The organism is Paenibacillus sp. GL_099_B, from assembly GCF_057835695.1.
Window position 1 is genome coordinate 6278376 of sequence record NZ_CM174430.1, and the last position, 19694, is coordinate 6298069.

Genomic DNA, 19694 nt, shown 5'->3' on the forward strand with positions numbered 1-19694 from the left:
TAGCTCACCTAATTTCCATGAAGTATTAATTCTCTACAATGAAGCCACGTTCAAGAGAGTATTTTTTATGGCATACTGGACATTCCAATAATTTGTTTAATTTCTCTCCACAGTTACAGATATAGCTCTTAAACACCGCTGGATTCCCATACCATAGCGTATTGTTAGGGATATCCTTGGTAACAACAGAACCAGCACCAACCATAGCATATTTACCAATACTATTCCCAGCGACTATAGTTGAATTTGCTCCTATAGATGCCCATTCTTCAAGAGTGGTTTTCAGAAATTCAGAAGGGTACTGTTTAGACCGAGGTCTAAGATCGTTAGTAAAGGTAACATTAGGACCTATAAAAACATTATCTTTAATTCTAATCCCGTCCCAGATGTACACTCCTGATTTTACAGTGACATTATTACCGATAACGACATCATTCTCAATAAAAGTATGGTCGTTAATATTACAATTTTGTCCAATCACTGCTCCAGATAAGATATGCACAAACGCCCAAACTCTGGTATCCTTACCAATATTTTTGGTTTCGACAATAGCATGAGTGTGTGTGAAGTATTCGTTCATCAGCCATATACCTCTATAAATTTATTATAGTCCCGAATGTAATCTTCGGCATCATATAGATGAGAAGCCAGCACAAGAAGAACACAATCTGGCGAAAAATCATACATTTCATGCCAATCATTTGGTTCTAGTATTAGAGCCTTTGTAGGAGTATCGAGTAAAATGTCCTCTTTTCTTTTTGTATTATCTAGATATACCTTGCAATTTCCTGAAACGCATATAAGTGCCTGTCTTGTCTTGTAATGTGCGTGGAAACCACGACGAACCCCTTCCTTCGTACCATAAATATAAAATACGCGTAAAATCTCAAATGGAATCGTAAGCTTTTCTTCTATAACTGTAAGCAAACCTCGCTCGTCACCTAATTGATTGATATCAATAACTGTCGATTTGTTCATGTATACATCTCCCTAAAGCAATTCTTTTACGTTGATTTTTATAAAATAAATAAGAGCCATAGATGATCAATAAAAACCAAGAGACAAATGAAACCCATACTGCGATTATTGTTCCAATCGGCTTGAATTCGAAAACAATATGGTTTAATCCTGGTTCAACCTTTACTGCCATCACTCCTCCAGTAAACTCTTTTATGTCTACCTTAGCATCATTTACAAATGCTCTCCATCCATTAAAATATGTTTGCTGCAATACCACATAACCCTCTTCATTCATTACAATGTCACTTGAAAACTTGTTAGGGGTATAATTAATCTTTTGAGGTATAGTCATTTGAACAAGATTACCATTGTTTGTAGCTAAAACATTACCCGTTTCGATGACCCATTCCTTTTCTAAAGCAAAAACCACTGGATCGCTCTCTAAAGGAATTTCATTAGATTCAGTAGCTTCATTAAATTTCTTTAATTCAAAGCTACCTACATACCCTGAAGTCTGAAATTGTTCTCTGTATATAGTGGAATTTGTGTTTGGCTCAACAAAATAATTATCTAAATCTTTCGATCCTGATTCATTGTATAAATTAGTTATTTCTTCTTGAAATGAATCGGGACGATCGACAGTTCCTATTGTGAAATTTTGATTTCTGAGGACTCCCATAAAGCTAAAAACAATTATTAGAGCACTCAAATAGACTATGAAGTACTTTTTAGGTAAACCTCCGAAAAATTTCAATGAAATTATTAGTATAAAAGAAATTCCTAATTCTAAAACTGTATATCTCGGAATATCAATTGTATTGACCTTAAATATATACATTAGTATTACAAATACTAATGTGATTCCAAGGGTGACCGAGAAAAATGATAATACGTTTTTTCGCCAAAAATCATAAAGCTCTTTGTTTTCCTTTGAAAGAGAATGAATATTCAAGATGCTCATCAAAATTATATAATAAAAATAAAAATATCTTAAGCCAGCAGGAAATTTAAATGCATCCATACTCGGAACAAAATCATAAAATATTTTATAAACAAACCCATACTTGCCCATAACCAATAGAATAGAAAAGAGAATAATTGATAAAAGGAAAAATTCATATTTCTTGGTGGGTTTCTTGAATATAGCAATCAGAATAATTGGTAAGGCAATATAAATATTAGACATTGAAAGGCTAATATCAAATCTTGAAGCATGTATTATTTGAGCAAAAACAGGAGATATAAAACTAAACCAGTACCAAGGATTTAAAGAGGCACCCGACGCTAACTCCCATGATAATTTTTCTCGAGTTATCTGCCCGAATATTTCTAAAGTTGTAAATAAACTCGCACTTCCTGTCAAGCAAGTAACAGCAAATACAATTAACGCACTTTTAAAATGTTCGACGAATGTTTTATATTTATCCCCGTTTGAATAGGCCTGCTTTAAAAACAAAATATATTCAACTAAAATATATATAACACTGACAAATAAGAATGGAGGGTAGTTATTCAATAAAAACATCCCAAGGGTTATACCCATCAGTACAGACCACTTTATTCTTTCCCTGCCTTGACTTCGATACCATTTTCTAAAAGCAAAATGTAATAGAGGGAAGAGTACCATCGGGACTATAAAGGTTAAATGTTGTGCATTACTTACAAATTGACCGCATGTTGCATATGCAATCCCCCCAATCATGGAAAGCCAAGGACTTTTAACCATATTATATAATGAAATATACATAAAAATTCCAGCAAGTATTATTAGAATTAAATATTGTATTTGCATTAAGTACTGCGTGTAACCGATAAATCCTAAAATTATCGTGAGGGGAAACCATACAGATACTCCAATTAAATGTGATAACGGTACTCCCCTATAAACAAATGGCTCCCATAAGGGGAGCTCACCCGCTTTTAAAGCATCAGATTCAGCAACATACAAAGGAAAGGCAGCATCGTAAACATCCCATTTCAGCCATAATTGACCTGAAATAATTGAATAATAGATGAGTATTAGAGTAATTATCATAAATAAGATAGAAAACTGAATTTTATACCTATCTATAAATATAAATCCCCTGTCCATTTAACACCCCAAATAAATTATTTATTTTAAAATTAAGTCAGTTATAACTATCCCTAACTCTCTGGTATCTTTGTTTAACCCTATTTCTTCAGGTACAAATGATTTATTAACCTCAATTTTTATTCTCACTTTTGAACTAATAGGGATGTGATTATTAAGCTGGATAGTAAACTCACCTTCATTTAATTTTTGTATAGGAAATTTATAATCGTTTACTTGAACAGAAAGTTCAATGTTTTCTAGTACATCTGGAACCATACCTGCGATGGTTAAGAGTCCCTCTTCACCACTTTGGAAATTTCCTATAGCTTCTTTTGAAATCCAACGATAATTATTCTCTTTAGGGTACCAACCTTTTAGTAGTGAAGCCTCGGAAAATGAATCTTTCATTCCTGATAATGAAGGAATATCCTTTTGATTAATTTCCAATAAATAGAAGTCAGTTGAGTCAGTACGTTTTGTTTTACCGTTATTTTCTAATTCATTGATAACACTCTTTACTTGATCAAATCCCTCTATATGTGTTTTGGGTACGATAATGAATTTAACATTTGCCCACAAAAGATATTTTTTGAAATTTTCGAATGAACTGAATAGATTTGAATTCCCATATCTCGAATTCATATGCGGAACATCTTCATACCTACAAGATAGCTGATTAAGTATTTGTTCTTGTCCATCATAATGTAAGAAACCAATACAGTTATTATTTTCTCCACGGAATTCAAGTTCTTTTTCTATCTCCAACAATCCCTCGTTTTGAAACAACTGAAGTTTACTGTCGTATGTCTCAAAATTAGTTTTCAAGAGATTTGCAGAAAATTTAGATGTCCCCCAGCTCCAAGAGAAATGAGAAACCATCATTACATATGATTGTACAGGAATAAATAAAATTAGACAGAACACTATTACTTTTCTAAGCTTTATATCAAAGCTTGCAATTAGGCCAATAAAAGATATTCCAGCAAACAATATCACTGGTATATAATAATTGCCGTCGCCACCTTGGGGGAAGCTCATAATATTGTAAACGGCCGATATACTTATAGGTAAGAAAGCTATTAATAAAAAACAACTACTCCTTGTTATTAGTTTTCTAAATGCTATGACAAGTACAATACTAAATATCCAAAAGAACAAATACATGTTACTCGGCCATACCATAACATAGTGATTATATCCTGCTGGATCAAAAAGAATTTTAAACCAATGATAAAGAATATTTTTTTGATCACTAAGAATAAAATCTTGAGAATTATCTGTAAATGGATATTTCCCTTTAAAACCTATTTTTTCCCAAAAGCTTTTTAGTATAGGATAAAAGGGGTACCCTGTCAATTTATAAGTTCTAAATGTTATCCCTAAAAATACAAATACAGAACCTAACAACAAAAGAATTGCTCGCTTTGTATACTTGAATTTTTCAAAAAAACTTCGCTCTGGATCTGCTCTAAGATTAATAATGTACGCTAAACCATATCCGAGAAATAATAATGGAACATACATTAAACTAGTGATTTTCCCACCGCACGCTAATAGAGCAAGCGACATTGAAATCAAAAAACTCCATGTAGTCCTTTCTTTATTCCACAGCCACAGACTATAAGCTGCACCCATAATAAATAAGGAAGAAAAAATATCAGTCTTTGCAGTTGATGCCATGTTAGCAATAGCTGGGGTACTCCCCAATATCACCGTAGCTAGAACACTATAACTATTATTATTCGTAATATCTTTTGTAAATTTGAATATAACTAATAATATAAAGGCAAACAAAAGAATGTTAACAGATAATATAAAACTATAATCCCCTAAACCTGAGAGAGGCAGTGCAAATAATTCAAATAGCTTGGGATAATAGTGAACGACCATGGTGAGACCAAGGTTATCAAAGAAAGAATGATCTCCTATAAGAACTTCTTGCGGTCTTAATCCGTACCAAAGAGAATCATAATCTAAGGCTCTATTAGTTTTAGCAAACTGCGTCATAAGAAGAATGATTACAAATGTAAATCCCATTGCATTAAGACGATTGAAAGATAGACCTTTATTATAAACATAAACAAACATTGGAGTAGTCCGTTTGAATAAACTTAAGACTGCTAAGAATAAAGTAAGTAATATTAAATCATTAATTCTACCTACCCCTATCCCTGAAAGTATAATAGCCAGCACGCTCCAACATACAAACCCTACCAAAAATGCAACAAAATATAGTTTTAAGGAATATGCGCTGTAGCGCACCTTAGCAAAGGTTAATATAAATAAACCCAATGAAATAATTATTTCGAAATATAGGGTTGCTAGAGCCGCAGGTAATAATACCTGATGGAATTGCAAATAGATAACAATAGCTAAAAGCGGTACATATTTCAGGTAAGTTTTTTCACTAGATAGCACAATAAATAAATAAATTATTAAAAAAAAGAAAATAAGTTCTATCCCGCCCTGTACAGTTTCTGGCTGAACAGCATGCCATTTATAAACATCAATAAGAATATTTTTTATAGAGGCAATATTAAATATCAAACTCGTTAATACCAAAAGAAAAGATAGCCAAAAGATTTTTGATTTAAAAGTTTTGGGACTCACTTTTACACCCTTTTTCTATTCATTTATTTTTTCCTGACCACATCATCTTCTCCAATATACTCCCCTACTTGAACCTCGATTAAATGTAAATCTATCTTCCCTGGATTCTCGACCGTATGCTCATCGCCCATATGAATGAAGGTTGATTCATTTCTACGAAGCAGGGATTGTTCCCCATTCACTGTAATTAAAGCCGTCCCACTTACAACGATCCAATGCTCATTACGGTGGAAATGTTTTTGCACGCTAAGCTTTTCCCCTGGCTTCACCACCACTTTTTTTATCTTATAATTCGGTGAAATGTCTAACTCCGTATGATTTCCCCACGGTCTGTAGGCAGTAACATGATTATCGCAAAGATTGGATTTTCTCCGCTTCAATTCATTAACGATTTGTTTTACTTTTTGAGAAGATCCTTGTTTGGATATCATTAATGCATCAGGCGTATCTACAATCATAAGGTCTTCCACATCGATGGTTGCAATCATCCTGTCATTTGACAGGACAAGATTTCGTGAAGAATTGACACTAATATAACGATCAGCCAAAGAATTGCCTGCCTCATCTTTGGGCAGTTGTTCATATAAAGCTTCAAAGCTGCCAAGATCGGACCATCCAATATCGGAAGAGACAACTTTTACGTTTGTGCTGTATTCCATTACCGCATAATCTACACTGTTAGAAGGGATGTTCTCCATCTCTTCCTTTGATATACGGATGGTATCGAAATGCAACTTGGCACTTTCAAAAGCTAAGAGAGATTTGTCATAAATTTCTTTAGCTGCTCCCTTTAACTCCTTGAGGAATACTCCTGCTTTGAATAAAAACATTCCGCTATTCCAATAAAAGTTTCCTGATTCCAAATACCTTTCAGCAGTTAGTAAATCCGGTTTTTCTTTAAAGGAAACCACACTCTGACCATCCGCTTCTATGTAACCGTAACCTGTTTCAGGATAATTCGGGTTGATCCCAAAGGTTACCATGTATCCTTCAAGAGCCAGTCCTTTGGCTGTTTCCAGACAACGATTATATTCTTGCTGATTTTGAACAACATGATCAGATGGTGTAATCAATACCAATTCATCTTCCTCTGCAGCAAAACAAGCCAAAGCTATAGCCGGCGCGGTATTCCGGCCGACTGGCTCCAGGATAAATTTATCTGCTTTCATCTCTAACTCATTAAGATGATCTAATGCCAGGAAATACTGTTCTTCGTTAGATACAATATATGTTTGATCACAAAGGGAGGCATTTCTCTCCACGGTCATTTGAAATAAAGAGCGGTCTCCTATCATTTTATTAAATTGTTTAGGATACAAAGTTCGAGACAGCGGCCATAACCGGGTACCATTCCCTCCGCATAACACAACATTTATCATATTCGTATCTCCTAGTCTTTAAAATCGAGAGCAAGGATCTTACTAGCAGCCTCTCGCGTGAAATATTTTTCTATATATTGGACTGATGCTTGGAAATGGGCATTCCACATCGTTTCGTCTTGATACAATTGAATGACGGAATGAGCAAACTGCTGCGCATCATTGGCTATTGTCATAACTATCTCAGACTCTTCCAATCCTTCTGAACCGATTGATGTTGTAATAACAGGCACTTGGTAATAAATTGCTTCGACTACTTTTCCTTTAACGCCTGCTCCATAACGTAGAGGCACAATCACAAGCTTGGACTGATTATAATATCTCTCCAGTTCTTCATCGGATACAAACCCCGTAACGATTACATCCTCTGCGGATCTTGCTTTTAAATCATCAGGAGGATTGGAACCCACAATATAAAGTTTCACATTTGGAATAGGCTTTTTAATGCTATCGAAGATCTCATCCAAAAACCATACGATTCCGTCATAGTTGGGAGCATGGCTAAAACCACCAACGAATAGCAAATCTTTTCTAGCATCAAAGCCCTTAATCTTTTCATCGTAATTATAAGAATGTTCATACGGAAATAACGGAATATTTCTTACTGGTTTATTTGGGAACTCATTTTGAAGCAGTGATTGTTCATACGAACCTACAACATGAATAACATCAGCATCATTAAATAGGGAAAACTCTGTTTTCTTCCATTCTTCTGAGGACTTTATAAGATTTGTATTTCCCGTTAATTCATAATTTCTCATTTCTCTAAGAAAATGAAGGTCGTGGCCGAAATAGATGATTTTCGCTGAAGTGAATTTCTTAAACGTTTCCATGTATTTTATAGAAATATGTGGACGATTAAGATAAACATAATCAATATAGGCACCATTATTTTTTATCCATTTGTTTATATTTTTCGCATAATAGTCTCCATATAAGACTTCTATTCCAAGTTCTTGTAAGTTCGAGGTATAAGGCTCATGTTTAAAGAAATTATCGCCTATGAAAATCACATGGAAACCCATCGAAACAAATAACTGTAAATAGAAATACGTCGCTCTACTACCTGCATCTTTGTCATAATGCGGCACATAGTGGTCCACGACTACAATGGTTTTTCTACCTCCAGATCTGTCTCTTGCCCAAAAAATATGTTCTGCATTTGGAAAATGTTCTTGCTTCAGCACCGACTCCCATTTATGCAAAAACTTCTCTTTATTTTTGACCTGATAGCTTTTAATCCCACTGTTTGTATCTGTCCCATGAGATATGCCTTCGAAATGGACAATGACAGATTTGGGTTGGAATACAACTTTATATCCTGAATCCCTAATGGAAAACGCCAGATCTGTATCTTCAAAATAAGCGGGCACATAGCGCTCGTCAAATCCACCCAAATTCTTCCATATATTGTGTCTAACTAAAATTGCCGCCCCTGAAATGTAGTCAACTTGCTTCACATAGTTGTATTCTGGCTTGTTTGGATCGTCCAATCTTCCGAAATTCCAGCCACTCGCATCATTCCAAATAATGCCGCCTGCTTCCTGTTGTCTACCATCCGGATAAATCAACTTGGATCCTGCCATACCAATTCGGGAATCTGAGTCCATCAGTTCCACTAGTGAACTTAACCATTTAGGCTGTACATTCGTATCGTTGTTCAGGAAAAATAGATATTCTCCTTTAGCACACGCCGCTGCATTATTGCAGTTAAGTAGGAACCCACGGTTAACTCCATCTCTTACTACTCTAATGTTAGAAATATATTCATTTATCTTTACGGTATCATCATCGGACATGTCATCGGCAATGATTATTTCGTAGGTTACATCAGTGGTGTTTTCAAGAATGGATGCCAAACAAAGATACGTATATTTCCATTGATTATACACAGGAATAATAATGGTCACTCTTGGATTCTCTTCAATTGGGAAGCTCAACTGTTCAAAATTCACAATGTCAGGCTCTGCAACTTGAAGAGTTGGAAGTGGCGTTTCATTATGTTTCTCAATGTAGTTATTAATCCTGCCGTTGAGTCGACCCGTGTCTTCCGCTTTTAAATAATATTTAAGTTTCCGAAAATTGGCTTTGTTCAAGGCGGATAACATGATTTGAGGTCTTTTTATAGTCATTTTGGTGAGTTTTAACAACATACGACGCTTGCTGTTCATAGGAACCAGACTATCACGCAACCGATAATAACTGCTCAGAACTTTCCAACCGCTGGACTTGTAAATATTTTGGAGTGTCCTCTCTTCTTGAAGCAATAGATCGATATGCCCTTTCTGGTTCTGGATCCGAACTAAGTGTTCACTCACCTGCTGTGAGAAATATTCGTTCTCTTTTTTCACTTTTTGAAGTTCGTTCTCGGCCGCCTGCTTTGTGCCGTAAAGTTCAGTGAGTTTCTTTTGAACAGTTTCATATTCTTTTTTATAATGTTCCAACACTTCAGTCTCTCTTTGCATTTGCGCGAACCCGCTCCGTATTGATTCGAGTTCCTTATACTGTTCTCTTAAAAATTCAATCTCCTTATTTTGAAGAGAAATATGATTATTCCGTTCTTCTACTTCATCCTGAAGATTCATAACTCGTTCAATAAGATTTTGATATTGCCCTGACTGTACATTAATGGAGTATGCAGGTTGGGCATTCTGAGAAGCATTAGAACAAAATGCAATCATATACTTTTCATAAAATTCCTCTTTTTGCTCCTGCTCTTGCATAAAAAATTCAGTCTCTCTTGCGGTTGAAGGGTTATCGATTAGTGATACCACTTCGAAACGCTGAGAGACCATATTTACATAAATAAAGTATTCTTTTAGTAGTTCAGAAAATTCTTCTTTATATAATTCTTTCACATGAAAATTGTTAATGTATCCTCTTTGATCAGAATAGTATTTCTTGTTCGGGGTAGAGATAATGAAGGTTCCATTTTCCTTCAACAACCGTTGAACCTCTTTCAAAAATGCTAACTGCATTTGTTCATCTACGTGTTCCAATGTTTCGAATGAAACAATGATATCAAATGAGTGATCAGGAAAGGGTATATGATCTATGCTCGTTACAAAGTAATCCAAATTATCCTTCATATATCTTTTCTTCGCATGATTAATTGTCTCTGAATCAATGTCTATCCCGATAACCTTCGCCGCGGAATTAGATAATAAAAATGAACCATAACCTTCGCCACATGCGGCATCCAGAACTGATTTATTTTCGACTAATTGATTAAGCATATTGTACCTTTGAGTATGCTCAATCTCTAACTCCACATCTGATTCATTAGGTATAAATCGCTCCCCCGTAAAATCCAAGTTTATCCCCACTTTCTATACGATTGCTGAAAAAGAAACATCTTTCAAACACAGAATACCACTAACAGATTCATAGCCAAGAGGTAACACTTCAACGACCAAGGCATCGTGAACCCAGCTATGTTGCTTATGTTCTTGTTGAGTCCCGGAAGCAATCGCTGGCGATATTGTATAAGAACCATGATTAAGGATTGGGAATCGGAAAGCAAAGCTAAAAACGTAACCTTCACCAGGCTGGAGTGACTCGAGTTTGTCCCCAAGGATATAATTGTTTGTTTGAACAATAATATTTCCAAGCCGATCCTTCATTGAAAAACCAACAATGGGATAATCAATAACTTCATAAATATCCAGTCTGATCAGGACTTCCACTTCTTGCTCCGCTTCTACAAGTGTGACCTTATCTTGCCCGTTGGCTTTAAACATTGATATTCCAGTGATAACTGCTTTTTCATCACCCATCATATCTAGATTACCTTGTAATGAATCTACCAAGTGTGCCTTCGAAGAACCAGTGAACTCTTCCCCGGAATTTGACAACTCACTAAGATCTAGCTTTTTGTAATTAGCGCCAATCATAAACGCTTGATATTTTTTTGAGATGTCTCTTGGCGAACCTTCCGCCACAAGTTCCCCCTCATTGATCCATACAACTCGATCACAATACTTGTTAATTACTGACATATCGTGAGTTACAAACAAAATGGTTTTCGTTTGCTTCAGCTCATCAATTTTTCTGTAACACTTCTGCTGGAACCGTAGATCACCAACACTAAGTGCTTCGTCTACGATCAATATATCAGGGTCAACGTTTATGGCTACTGCGAAAGCAAGTCTTACAAACATACCACTGGAATATGTTTTAACTGGTTGGTATATAAATTCACCAATGTCCGCAAATTCCAAAATCTCGTCAAGCTTCAACTGCATTTCGTCCCTGGAAAAGCCCATTATCGTTCCATTTAGATATATATTCTCCAGTCCTGTAAGATCAGGATTAAAGCCTGCTCCCAGTTCTAATAACGCAGAAATACTACCTTCAACATGAAGTGAACCGGATGTTGGGGTGAGTACGCCCGTAATCATTTTAAGTAACGTAGATTTGCCAGATCCGTTTTTACCAATAATGCCGAGACATTCCCCTCTATTCACCTGAAAATCAAGATGATCTAGCGCAGTGAATTTTTTATGATATATTGTGTTTGAAAAATGTAAAGCTTCTTTTAATCGATCCACCGGCTTATTATACAGTTTATATTGTTTAGTTAGGCCTTTAGCCTCAATCACATAATTGTTCATTATATTCCACCCTTAGAGAACATCAGCAAAATGCGGTTTCAGTTTTCGATATAAGAAGTACCCCACTACAAGTGTAACAAGAGTAAACGACCAAAAATAAATTGTAAGTTTCATGTCTTGCCAGAACCACTGCCGATAAATAAATATCCTCCGGTAACCGTCTGTAATATAGTACATAGGGTTAGCCTTAAAGAGAAACACGTATTTTTCTGGAATCATTTTTAGTGGATACATAATTGGAGTTAACCAAAACCCAAATTGAACGATCAAGGCCACAATCTGTGCGGTATCCTTAAAAAAAAGAAGCACTGAGCTTGTTATCCAAGATAGACCTACAACAAGCAATACTGTAGCAATCAGATAATAGAATATTTGGAGATAGTATAGCGTGAATTCATATTTATATATTGCAAACATGAGTATAAGGAAAACCAAAAAAAACAAATGGACAAACAATGAAGAACAAATACGAATAATAGGCAGTATCTCTAATTTAAATACAACTTTCTTAACGAGAAAATTGTTGTCGGTCACGGACGTAGTTGCTGTTTGAAATGCATCTGAAAAGAAATTCCAAGGAATCATGGCACATATCAACCACAGGATAAAAGGTGCATCATCTACTGGAGTTGATCTAAACCCAACTTGAAACACAAACCAAAACAATAGGATAGTCACCAAAGGCTGGATAAACGCCCATACAGCACCGAAATAAGATCCCAGATATCTTTTTTTGAAGTCACTTTTGGCCAAATCAAAAATTAGCCTTCTCATCTTTACAAACTCCGAATACATATGTTAAGTCCTCACTAACTTTTTATTTGAAGTGGAATAGCTGAATAATCCTATGTTAGAATATTGTCGTATCTACAAGAAAAGGAGACTCAAACCTTGTCGAATCCAGTATACGGGAAACAAAGGAAGACGTCGAGCAAAGTCAGTACTAGCTCAACTTCTTCTCTACTATGGACCCTGACCATAGGACTGATCATATTATTACTCTGGTCCTCTTTCCAAGTTGCGTTATTCAACGGGCAATTACTTCAATTTGAAGGGCCCATTTATTGGGCGGTTGCAATCACTACCCTCCTATTTATCATCTGGGTAGCCATTTACTTCAAACAAATCAAGTTAGAAACACAGCAAGATTGGCTCAAAGTGGCCGTGCTACTGCTTCCACTTACCTATGTACTATCCCTCATTAGTGCTGCATCGGAATATTTGGCAGTCAATATGATTCTTATCCAATGTATTTATGCCATGATCTTTGTGATGACTATGTACCTAGTAAAAAATAACAAAACCAATCATATCATACAATCTTCCTTAATAGGAATTGCATATGTAATTGTCGGATTTGGATTGCTAAATTGGTTGGGTGCATTTAGTTTTGCTGGCAAGCTAGTTGGGTGGTTCTCATCTGGTGTCGTGAATGGCGTCTATAATCAAGCCATCTGGAATGATTCAAACGGCCCACGACTTGCATCGGTATTTCAGTATCCTAATACATACGCCGCATTCCTGATGGCATTTCTGTTTATTACCATTTTCAGTATGATCCGTTCCAAAAAAGTGTACACGCAATTACTGCATGGCTTCATGCTTGTGCCAATTATCTTGTCGCTACTGCTGACGCTTTCCCGTACGGGTCTTGTCATGCTCCCAATTATATTCGTTATTCTGTTATTGATGTTGAAACCTGCTAAGCAAATTCTGTGGTTTATCTATTGTGGAATAGCTGCAATCGGTACACTGGTTGTGTTGAATCCAATAAATACAGCAGGACTTGAATTGCAACAACAATTCTCCAACTCTCTTGCAGCTAAAGGTTGGATGTATTTAATTGCTGCATCCATAATCGTGGCTATCGTATGTTGGGTTATCCAGCGTTGGATCACACCACTACTGGAGAACAGACTTCAATCCTGGTCCGCCCGAAAAGGATCAAGTCTATGGATTCCACTAGGATCCGTTGTCCTCACAGTTGTTGTTGCCGTGCTTCTGCTCGGTACGAGTGTGCGAAACATTTTACCTGATAGCATTAGTACACGACTTGAAAATATCAATTTCCAACAGCACAGTGTGTTGGAGCGGATTACGTTTTATAAAGATGCTACGAAACTATTTGCAGACTACCCTATCATTGGGGCGGGTGGTGGAGCATGGACCACCTTATATGAAAAGTATCAGAACAATCCTTATGTCAGTGCCCAAGCTCACAACTTCTTTATGCAATACATCGTTGAGGTTGGAATCGTAGGATTTGTTATTTTTATGGCATTCATATTCTTTGTTTTCTATCAATATGTGCGTAGCTATGTAAAAAGGAGTGAGGAAGAACGCGAATCTCATTTTGTGTACTTCATCCTGTCTATGTCCATTCTGGTACTGAGTATTCTTGATTTCAATATGAGTTATGTCTTTATTGGAATTCTTGTTTTCCTTGGTCTAGGGGGAATGGCTTCTGCGATGGATCCTAAGCCGTTGCGTCGATTGAAGCTTAGTGACTCCACAGCACATAGAATTTACAGTGCGATTGCCGGAGTAGCTGTAATCATCCTGCTCATTATATCTGTTCGCTTCCTGCAAGCTAACCATTACGCTTACGAGGCAAAAGAGGTAGCTCAAAATAGTCAGGACTTCCAGGAGATCAAAGCGCCACTCGATAAAGATCTATCGATTCGCAGCACACATACAGATTCGTTGCTGATGCTTTCTTCTCTTTATCAACAGGGTTATCAACAGACACAAGATGACCAGTTCTATACGGTTTCTTTAGAGTTGCTTCAACGTGGTCTTGAAGCAGAACCATTTAATAAGGGCATGGTTAAGCAACTCATGAGCTTATACGAATTGAAGGGTGAATCAGACCAAGCCTATACTCTCCAAAAAGAATATGCCAACAACTATATCTGGGATATGGAATGGTATGAGCAGTTGATCAGCCGTTCGTTTGATCTCGGTTATCAGGCACTTGGACAAGGCGATACGGCAAAGAAGGAATCCTATTTCACTTCAGGTCTGGATGCATATCAGCACGTTGTAGATGGAGTAGAACATCTAAAGACTCTTCCTGAAGAACAAATGCAAGGACAAGCCTTTGAGATCACTCCAACGATGATTCTAAATGCAGGAAAAATGAAATATATGTTAAACGATTCCGTCGGCGCTGCTACCATTCTTAAGGCCGGAATAGCAGAAGATCTAACTGATGCAACCAATCGTGAAATTGCAAGGTGGTATCTGGCAGCGCTGACGAAAGAAGGACAACAGGATCAAGCTGTCTATGATAAGCTCATTGCAATCGCCCCTAACGAAGCAGATGAGATTAAACAGATCGCTGAATTGAACTTCTAATTAACAAGATACACTATCGTTCCTACCCAATATAATTTCACAAAAAAAGGTTTGCCCTCATCAGGGCAAACCTTTTTTTTGCATTTAATCCTTACGCTGGTTCGAAGATACGATCTTCTTTAAGTAATCTAACAAATCCTCTCGCAAATCCGGGCGCTGAAGGGCATAATGAATCGTCGTTTCAATAAAACCAAGCTTCTCCCCAACATCATGACGCAGGCCGTCAAAGTGATAGGCGAGAATCTGTCGTTGGTCATTCAGACGGGACAAGGCATCCGTTAACTGGATTTCTCCACCCACGCCAGCAGACTGCTGACCAAGGATATCGAAGATATCTGGCGTCAGAATATAACGTCCCATAATCGCCAGATTGGAAGGTGATTCATCCGTCTTCGGTTTCTCGATCAAACGACGCGCGCGGAATACACGATTGTCAGTGGGAGAAAGCAATTCCCCGTCCACAATCCCGTAACGAGACACTTCGCTCCAATCAACTGGCTGTACACCTACGATCGGAGATTGCAATTCATCATAGACTTCGATCATTTGCTGAAGACAGGGATGATTGGACTCCACAATGTCATCTCCTAGCAGGACGGCAAATGGTTCATTTCCGATAAACTTGCGGGCACACCAGATGGCGTGTCCAAGACCCTTCGGTTCCTTTTGACGGATATAATGGATGTCTGCCATCTCGGAGGGCTTGCGAACTTCATTCAGCAGATCCCACTTCTGTTTACCAGCCAGGTTCTGCTCCAACTCGAATGAATAGTCAAAATGATCCTCAATGGCCCGTTTACCTTTACCTGTTACGATAATGATATCTTCAATGCCTGAAGCTACCGCCTCTTCAATGATGTACTGGATCGTTGGTTTATCAACGATTGGCAGCATCTCTTTGGGCATCGCCTTCGTGGCAGGCAGAAACCGGGTACCGAGCCCGGCTGCTGGAATAATTGCTTTACGGATGCACATGCTGAGCCCCACTCCTTTTTGCTAGAGTCATATCTTAATATATTAAATGACGGCAAGCTCCAATGTGACTGGACTTCATTATACCATCAACAATTCCCGGATATCCTGCTCGGATAAGGTAGTCGATCCTCGATCTCCGGGTTCAATGACTTCGGCAATCAAATCTTTTTTGCGCTGCTGCAGTTCCAGAATCTTCTCCTCAATCGTACCTTCCGTAACGAGGCGGATAACCTGTACGACTTGTTTCTGCCCCATACGATGGGCGCGTCCGATGGCCTGTTCTTCCACGGCGGGATTCCACCACAAATCATATAAAATAACAGTATCTGCACCCGTTAAATTCAATCCGGTACCGCCAGCCTTCAACGAGATCAGAAACAGTTCGGCTTCGCCTTCGTTGAATCTGCGGCACATTTCTACCCGACTCTGTGCAGGTGTCTGACCATCCAGGTAGAACAAATCCCTACCCTGTGCAGCCAACGTCTGTCGAATCAGGTTCAGCATGCTAGCGAACTGGGAGAAGATGAGAATCCGCTTGCCAGCAGCCAGACAATCCTGAACCGTCTCCAGCAGCTGCTCCATTTTCCCGGAATCACCTTGATAACCCTCCACAAAGAGAGCGGGATGACAGCACAATTGGCGTAGGCGTGTAATACCAGCCAGTATTTTAATACGGTTCTTCTGAAAACCGTTCTCCTCCATATCCTTGGATGTCTCATCCTGGAGCTGGGACAGGTAGGCGGCATACAGTTTCTTCTGTTCGTCCTTCAGCTCGGAGCGCTGAACGGTTTCAATACGATCCGGCAATTCCTCCAGCACATCTTTCTTCAAACGGCGGAGGATAAACGGACGAACCATTCGCGCGATCCGCTCAGGGGGCAGGTCCCGGAATCTGCGATAGCTTGGAAATAGGCCCGGGAAAACCGCTTCAAAGATCGACCATAGCTCATCCAATGAGTTCTCCACGGGTGTTCCTGTAAGAGCGAAGCGACGTGGTGCCTCAATCTGTTTAACCGCTTGGGCTGTCTGGGAAGAAGAGTTCTTGATAGACTGGGCTTCATCCAAAATAAGCGTATGAAACGTTCTCCCGAGATATGTGTCCAGATCGCGGCGCAATAGCGGGTAGGACGTCACAATAACATCTGCGTCATCCATGCCTGCGAGCATACTGGCTCGTTCGTCTTTTTGACCTGCTGCAATCAAAACTCGTAAATGCGGCGCAAATCGGGCAAATTCATTCGCCCAGTTGTACGTTAATGAAGCTGGTGCAACGACGAGTACCGGGGGATGAGCAGTATGTTGGTCCAACAGTTCAGCCTGTACTTCATCTGGGATGTTACTCCCGAAAGTTCCCTCACGTTGCGGCTTTTCTTTCAGTTCTGCCGCGATATAGGCAATACTTTGCAGCGTTTTACCAAGTCCCATATCATCCGCCAGGATACCGCCAAATCGGTAAAATGCGAGTGTACGCAGCCACTGGTATCCACTGCCCTGATAATCACGCAGCACAGGAGCAAGCGCATCCGGCAATGCAAAATCCATCCGTTCGGGATCACGAAGATCATCCAGGAAACGTTTCAGGGAACCTCCCCACTTCACATGTCCCGAAACCTCGTCCCGGCCCGGAAGCTGCAACGCCCGAACTGCCGGCATCCGAATATGACTGCCCTTGATGTCGCCCGACGCAAGTCCAAGCGAATCCGCCATGTGTGCGAAGCTATCCGCTCCTTCATTTTCAAGAGAGACAAACACACCGCTACGCAAGCGGAAATACGGTTTCTTTTCCACAATGCTGCGCATAATTTCCTGAAGCTCCAGCTCATCTACACCTTCCATCTCGAATGAGATCTCCAGCCAATCCAAGCCTTTGCCCAGATCTGCCCTGACTTTCGGCGGTGTCGGATAGGATTGCACCATGGCCTTCACCGCATTCGGGATATAGATATCTACCTGCTTCTCAAGCTCTGGCAGCAAATGATACATCACATCGTATACCGCGTCTTCTCGTTCACTTGCCCACACACTGCCATCCCGTTCCAGGAATGAGCGATCTAGTCGGTCGATGAGGTTACGCTCCGCATGACGGTCACGTACCAAAATTACCTTTTTCTCTTCCTCATCGATCAAATACTCGGCCAGCGGATTAATCACCATTACACCATAATCAAATTCCAGACGCGCAGTAATCCGTTCCCGGTAGAAATCGATATACAACTTTGGAGCAAGCTCCGGCTCTGCGATTCGTTCTCTCACCTGAGAGTCGATGGAAAGATGTCCAAGTGTACGTAGTTCCGGCACTACATGCTGCACGAACTCATCCACCTGCTGAGCAGAAATATCGATACTTTCCTTAATTCCATAAGAAGTGAGCGCTCTGCTCAAATCCTCCAGACTTCGCATCTGCATCGGCTCCAACATATGCAATTGCCCTTCCACCACGGCTGCATCATAGGCTGGAAGAAGAATCAGCTCACGCAATCCGGAGATCTCCAGCTGATAACCTTCATTAGTCCCCTGCGCAATACGGTAAAATAAAGGCAGTGCCCCCTCGCCCAAAGTGAGCGGACCATTCGCCAACCCTGTTCCCTCCATCCGGCTATCTGCCTGAAGCAGCAAATCTAATAGAGGCTTCCAGACCAGAGGAGCAATCAATATATCTCTTCCGTCTGAAGCACCCAAGTAACCGGAGATGGATTCACGATAAGCTTCCTCACTCTGCCTCATCCGAATAAGCATTGACAGGATGGCCTGATCCTGGGGACTAAAATAATGCATTGAAGGGTCGTAAAAGAAGAGCTTGGTAAACGACATCGGCTCACCATTCTCAATGCAGTTCAGGAATTGCTTCACTTTCTGAACGACATACAGGCGTTTATTTCCTACCTTCAGTTCAAGCGCGAGTTTGGCTCCACCTTTGTGAACCTGCACAAGCTTGCATATAAATTGGAGCTGCAGCTCCTCCCGCAATGAAAACCTGGTTACAGGCGCAGTGTATTTACGATCATTTGATTGCAGGGGGCTGCGTTCTTTGGCAAACATGGAAAGAATCTGATCTGCTGTTCGGTACGAAGGTTTATCTGCTGATCTTCCCCATCCAGGAGCAGAGCTTGGACGACCCGCTTGAGCGAAATGTACGGACGGACGATCCATATCCGAATGGTCATCAAGCTCGGAATCGGAAGACAATGGCTCCGCTGCAAAAGCCTGAGTAGATGAAGTCGAATGTGATCCCATTTTCAATACTGAGTTGGTATTTGAAATGGAGTTTGGACGCTCCCACTCATTCTCCTCCACCAGCGTTCCTACTCTGGAACTTGAGCCACGATCAGGTTTAGACACCAGCTTCGAGGATGTTTGAGAGCCCGTGTCACGCTGTTCTGCCCATTCATGGATCGCCAGCAATACGGCAGCCACATGTTTGCAATAGTCATAATATCTCCCATCGCCCGGACAGCTGCATCCGGCAACAACCTCACCTGCATCATCCAGATCAACCGTTACTTTGTATCGTTCTGTACCTCGAACAACAGCTTCGTAATGACGTTCATCCTCACTGGCAACCAGATTGGTCACCCTGCCAGATTGGTTATACGCTTCTCCCCGTTTGAAAGCCGTGACCCCGCACAGCAATTTGATATCCATCATCGTGAATGGCGCCACGGTTCTTCGCCTCCTATATTTCTCTGACAAACAAGATACCACATATAAATTTAGTATCGGTATAGT

The 19694-nt window shown here is 39.5% G+C and carries 11 protein-coding genes; 1 reads left to right on the forward strand and 10 read right to left on the reverse strand.

Going from position 1 to position 19694, the window contains the following annotated elements; genetic code table 11:
- Nucleotides 1–25: 25 nt before the first annotated feature.
- The 8 genes from AC3ITG_RS28655 to AC3ITG_RS28690 are packed head-to-tail and all read right to left on the reverse strand — an operon-like array spanning nt 26 to nt 12410.
- Nucleotides 26–580, reverse strand: a complete 555-nt coding sequence (locus AC3ITG_RS28655; protein WP_489252011.1) for an acyltransferase — start codon at nt 578–580, stop codon at nt 26–28.
- Nucleotides 580–978, reverse strand: a complete 399-nt coding sequence (locus AC3ITG_RS28660; RefSeq protein ID WP_307415948.1) for a sugar 3,4-ketoisomerase — start codon at nt 976–978, stop codon at nt 580–582. The genes AC3ITG_RS28655 and AC3ITG_RS28660 overlap by 1 nt, the downstream gene beginning before the upstream one ends.
- Nucleotides 956–3052 (reverse strand): YfhO family protein, encoded by a 2097-nt coding sequence (locus tag AC3ITG_RS28665; protein ID WP_489252012.1) that lies wholly within the window; start codon nt 3050–3052, stop codon nt 956–958. The genes AC3ITG_RS28660 and AC3ITG_RS28665 overlap by 23 nt, the downstream gene beginning before the upstream one ends.
- 21 nt (nt 3053–3073) lie before the next feature.
- A complete protein-coding gene (locus tag AC3ITG_RS28670; protein WP_489252013.1) occupies nt 3074–5644 on the reverse strand; it encodes a hypothetical protein in 2571 nt (856 codons plus the stop codon).
- Nucleotides 5645–5667: 23 nt separating this feature from the next.
- Nucleotides 5668–7023 carry a mannose-1-phosphate guanylyltransferase/mannose-6-phosphate isomerase gene (locus AC3ITG_RS28675; RefSeq protein WP_489252014.1) on the reverse strand — a complete coding sequence of 452 codons (1356 nt, stop codon included), beginning with the start codon at nt 7021–7023 and terminating at the stop codon, nt 5668–5670.
- Between the two features lie 11 nt (nt 7024–7034).
- Nucleotides 7035–10337: a glycosyltransferase gene (locus tag AC3ITG_RS28680; RefSeq protein WP_489252015.1), complete on the reverse strand. Its 3303-nt coding sequence runs from the start codon at nt 10335–10337 to the stop codon at nt 7035–7037.
- 15 nt (nt 10338–10352) lie between these two features.
- Complete coding sequence (locus tag AC3ITG_RS28685) at nt 10353–11636, reverse strand: ABC transporter ATP-binding protein (protein ID WP_489252016.1); 1284 nt, start codon at nt 11634–11636, stop codon at nt 10353–10355.
- Between the two features lie 12 nt (nt 11637–11648).
- Entirely contained in the window at nt 11649–12410 is a 762-nt protein-coding gene (locus AC3ITG_RS28690) for an ABC transporter permease (protein WP_489252017.1), read from the reverse strand.
- 117 nt (nt 12411–12527) lie between these two features.
- Here AC3ITG_RS28690 and AC3ITG_RS28695 point away from each other — a divergent pair, with 117 nt between their 5' ends.
- Complete coding sequence (locus AC3ITG_RS28695; RefSeq protein ID WP_489252018.1) at nt 12528–14993, forward strand: O-antigen ligase family protein; 2466 nt, start codon at nt 12528–12530, stop codon at nt 14991–14993.
- A gap of 84 nt (nt 14994–15077) precedes the next feature.
- Here AC3ITG_RS28695 and galU read toward each other — a convergent pair whose 3' ends face one another.
- Nucleotides 15078–15968, reverse strand: coding sequence for a UTP--glucose-1-phosphate uridylyltransferase GalU (gene galU, locus AC3ITG_RS28700; protein WP_489252019.1), 891 nt, complete (start codon nt 15966–15968; stop codon nt 15078–15080).
- Between the two features lie 78 nt (nt 15969–16046).
- Nucleotides 16047–19628, reverse strand: a complete 3582-nt coding sequence (locus AC3ITG_RS28705; RefSeq protein WP_489252020.1) for a DEAD/DEAH box helicase — start codon at nt 19626–19628, stop codon at nt 16047–16049.
- Nucleotides 19629–19694 lie beyond the last annotated feature (66 nt).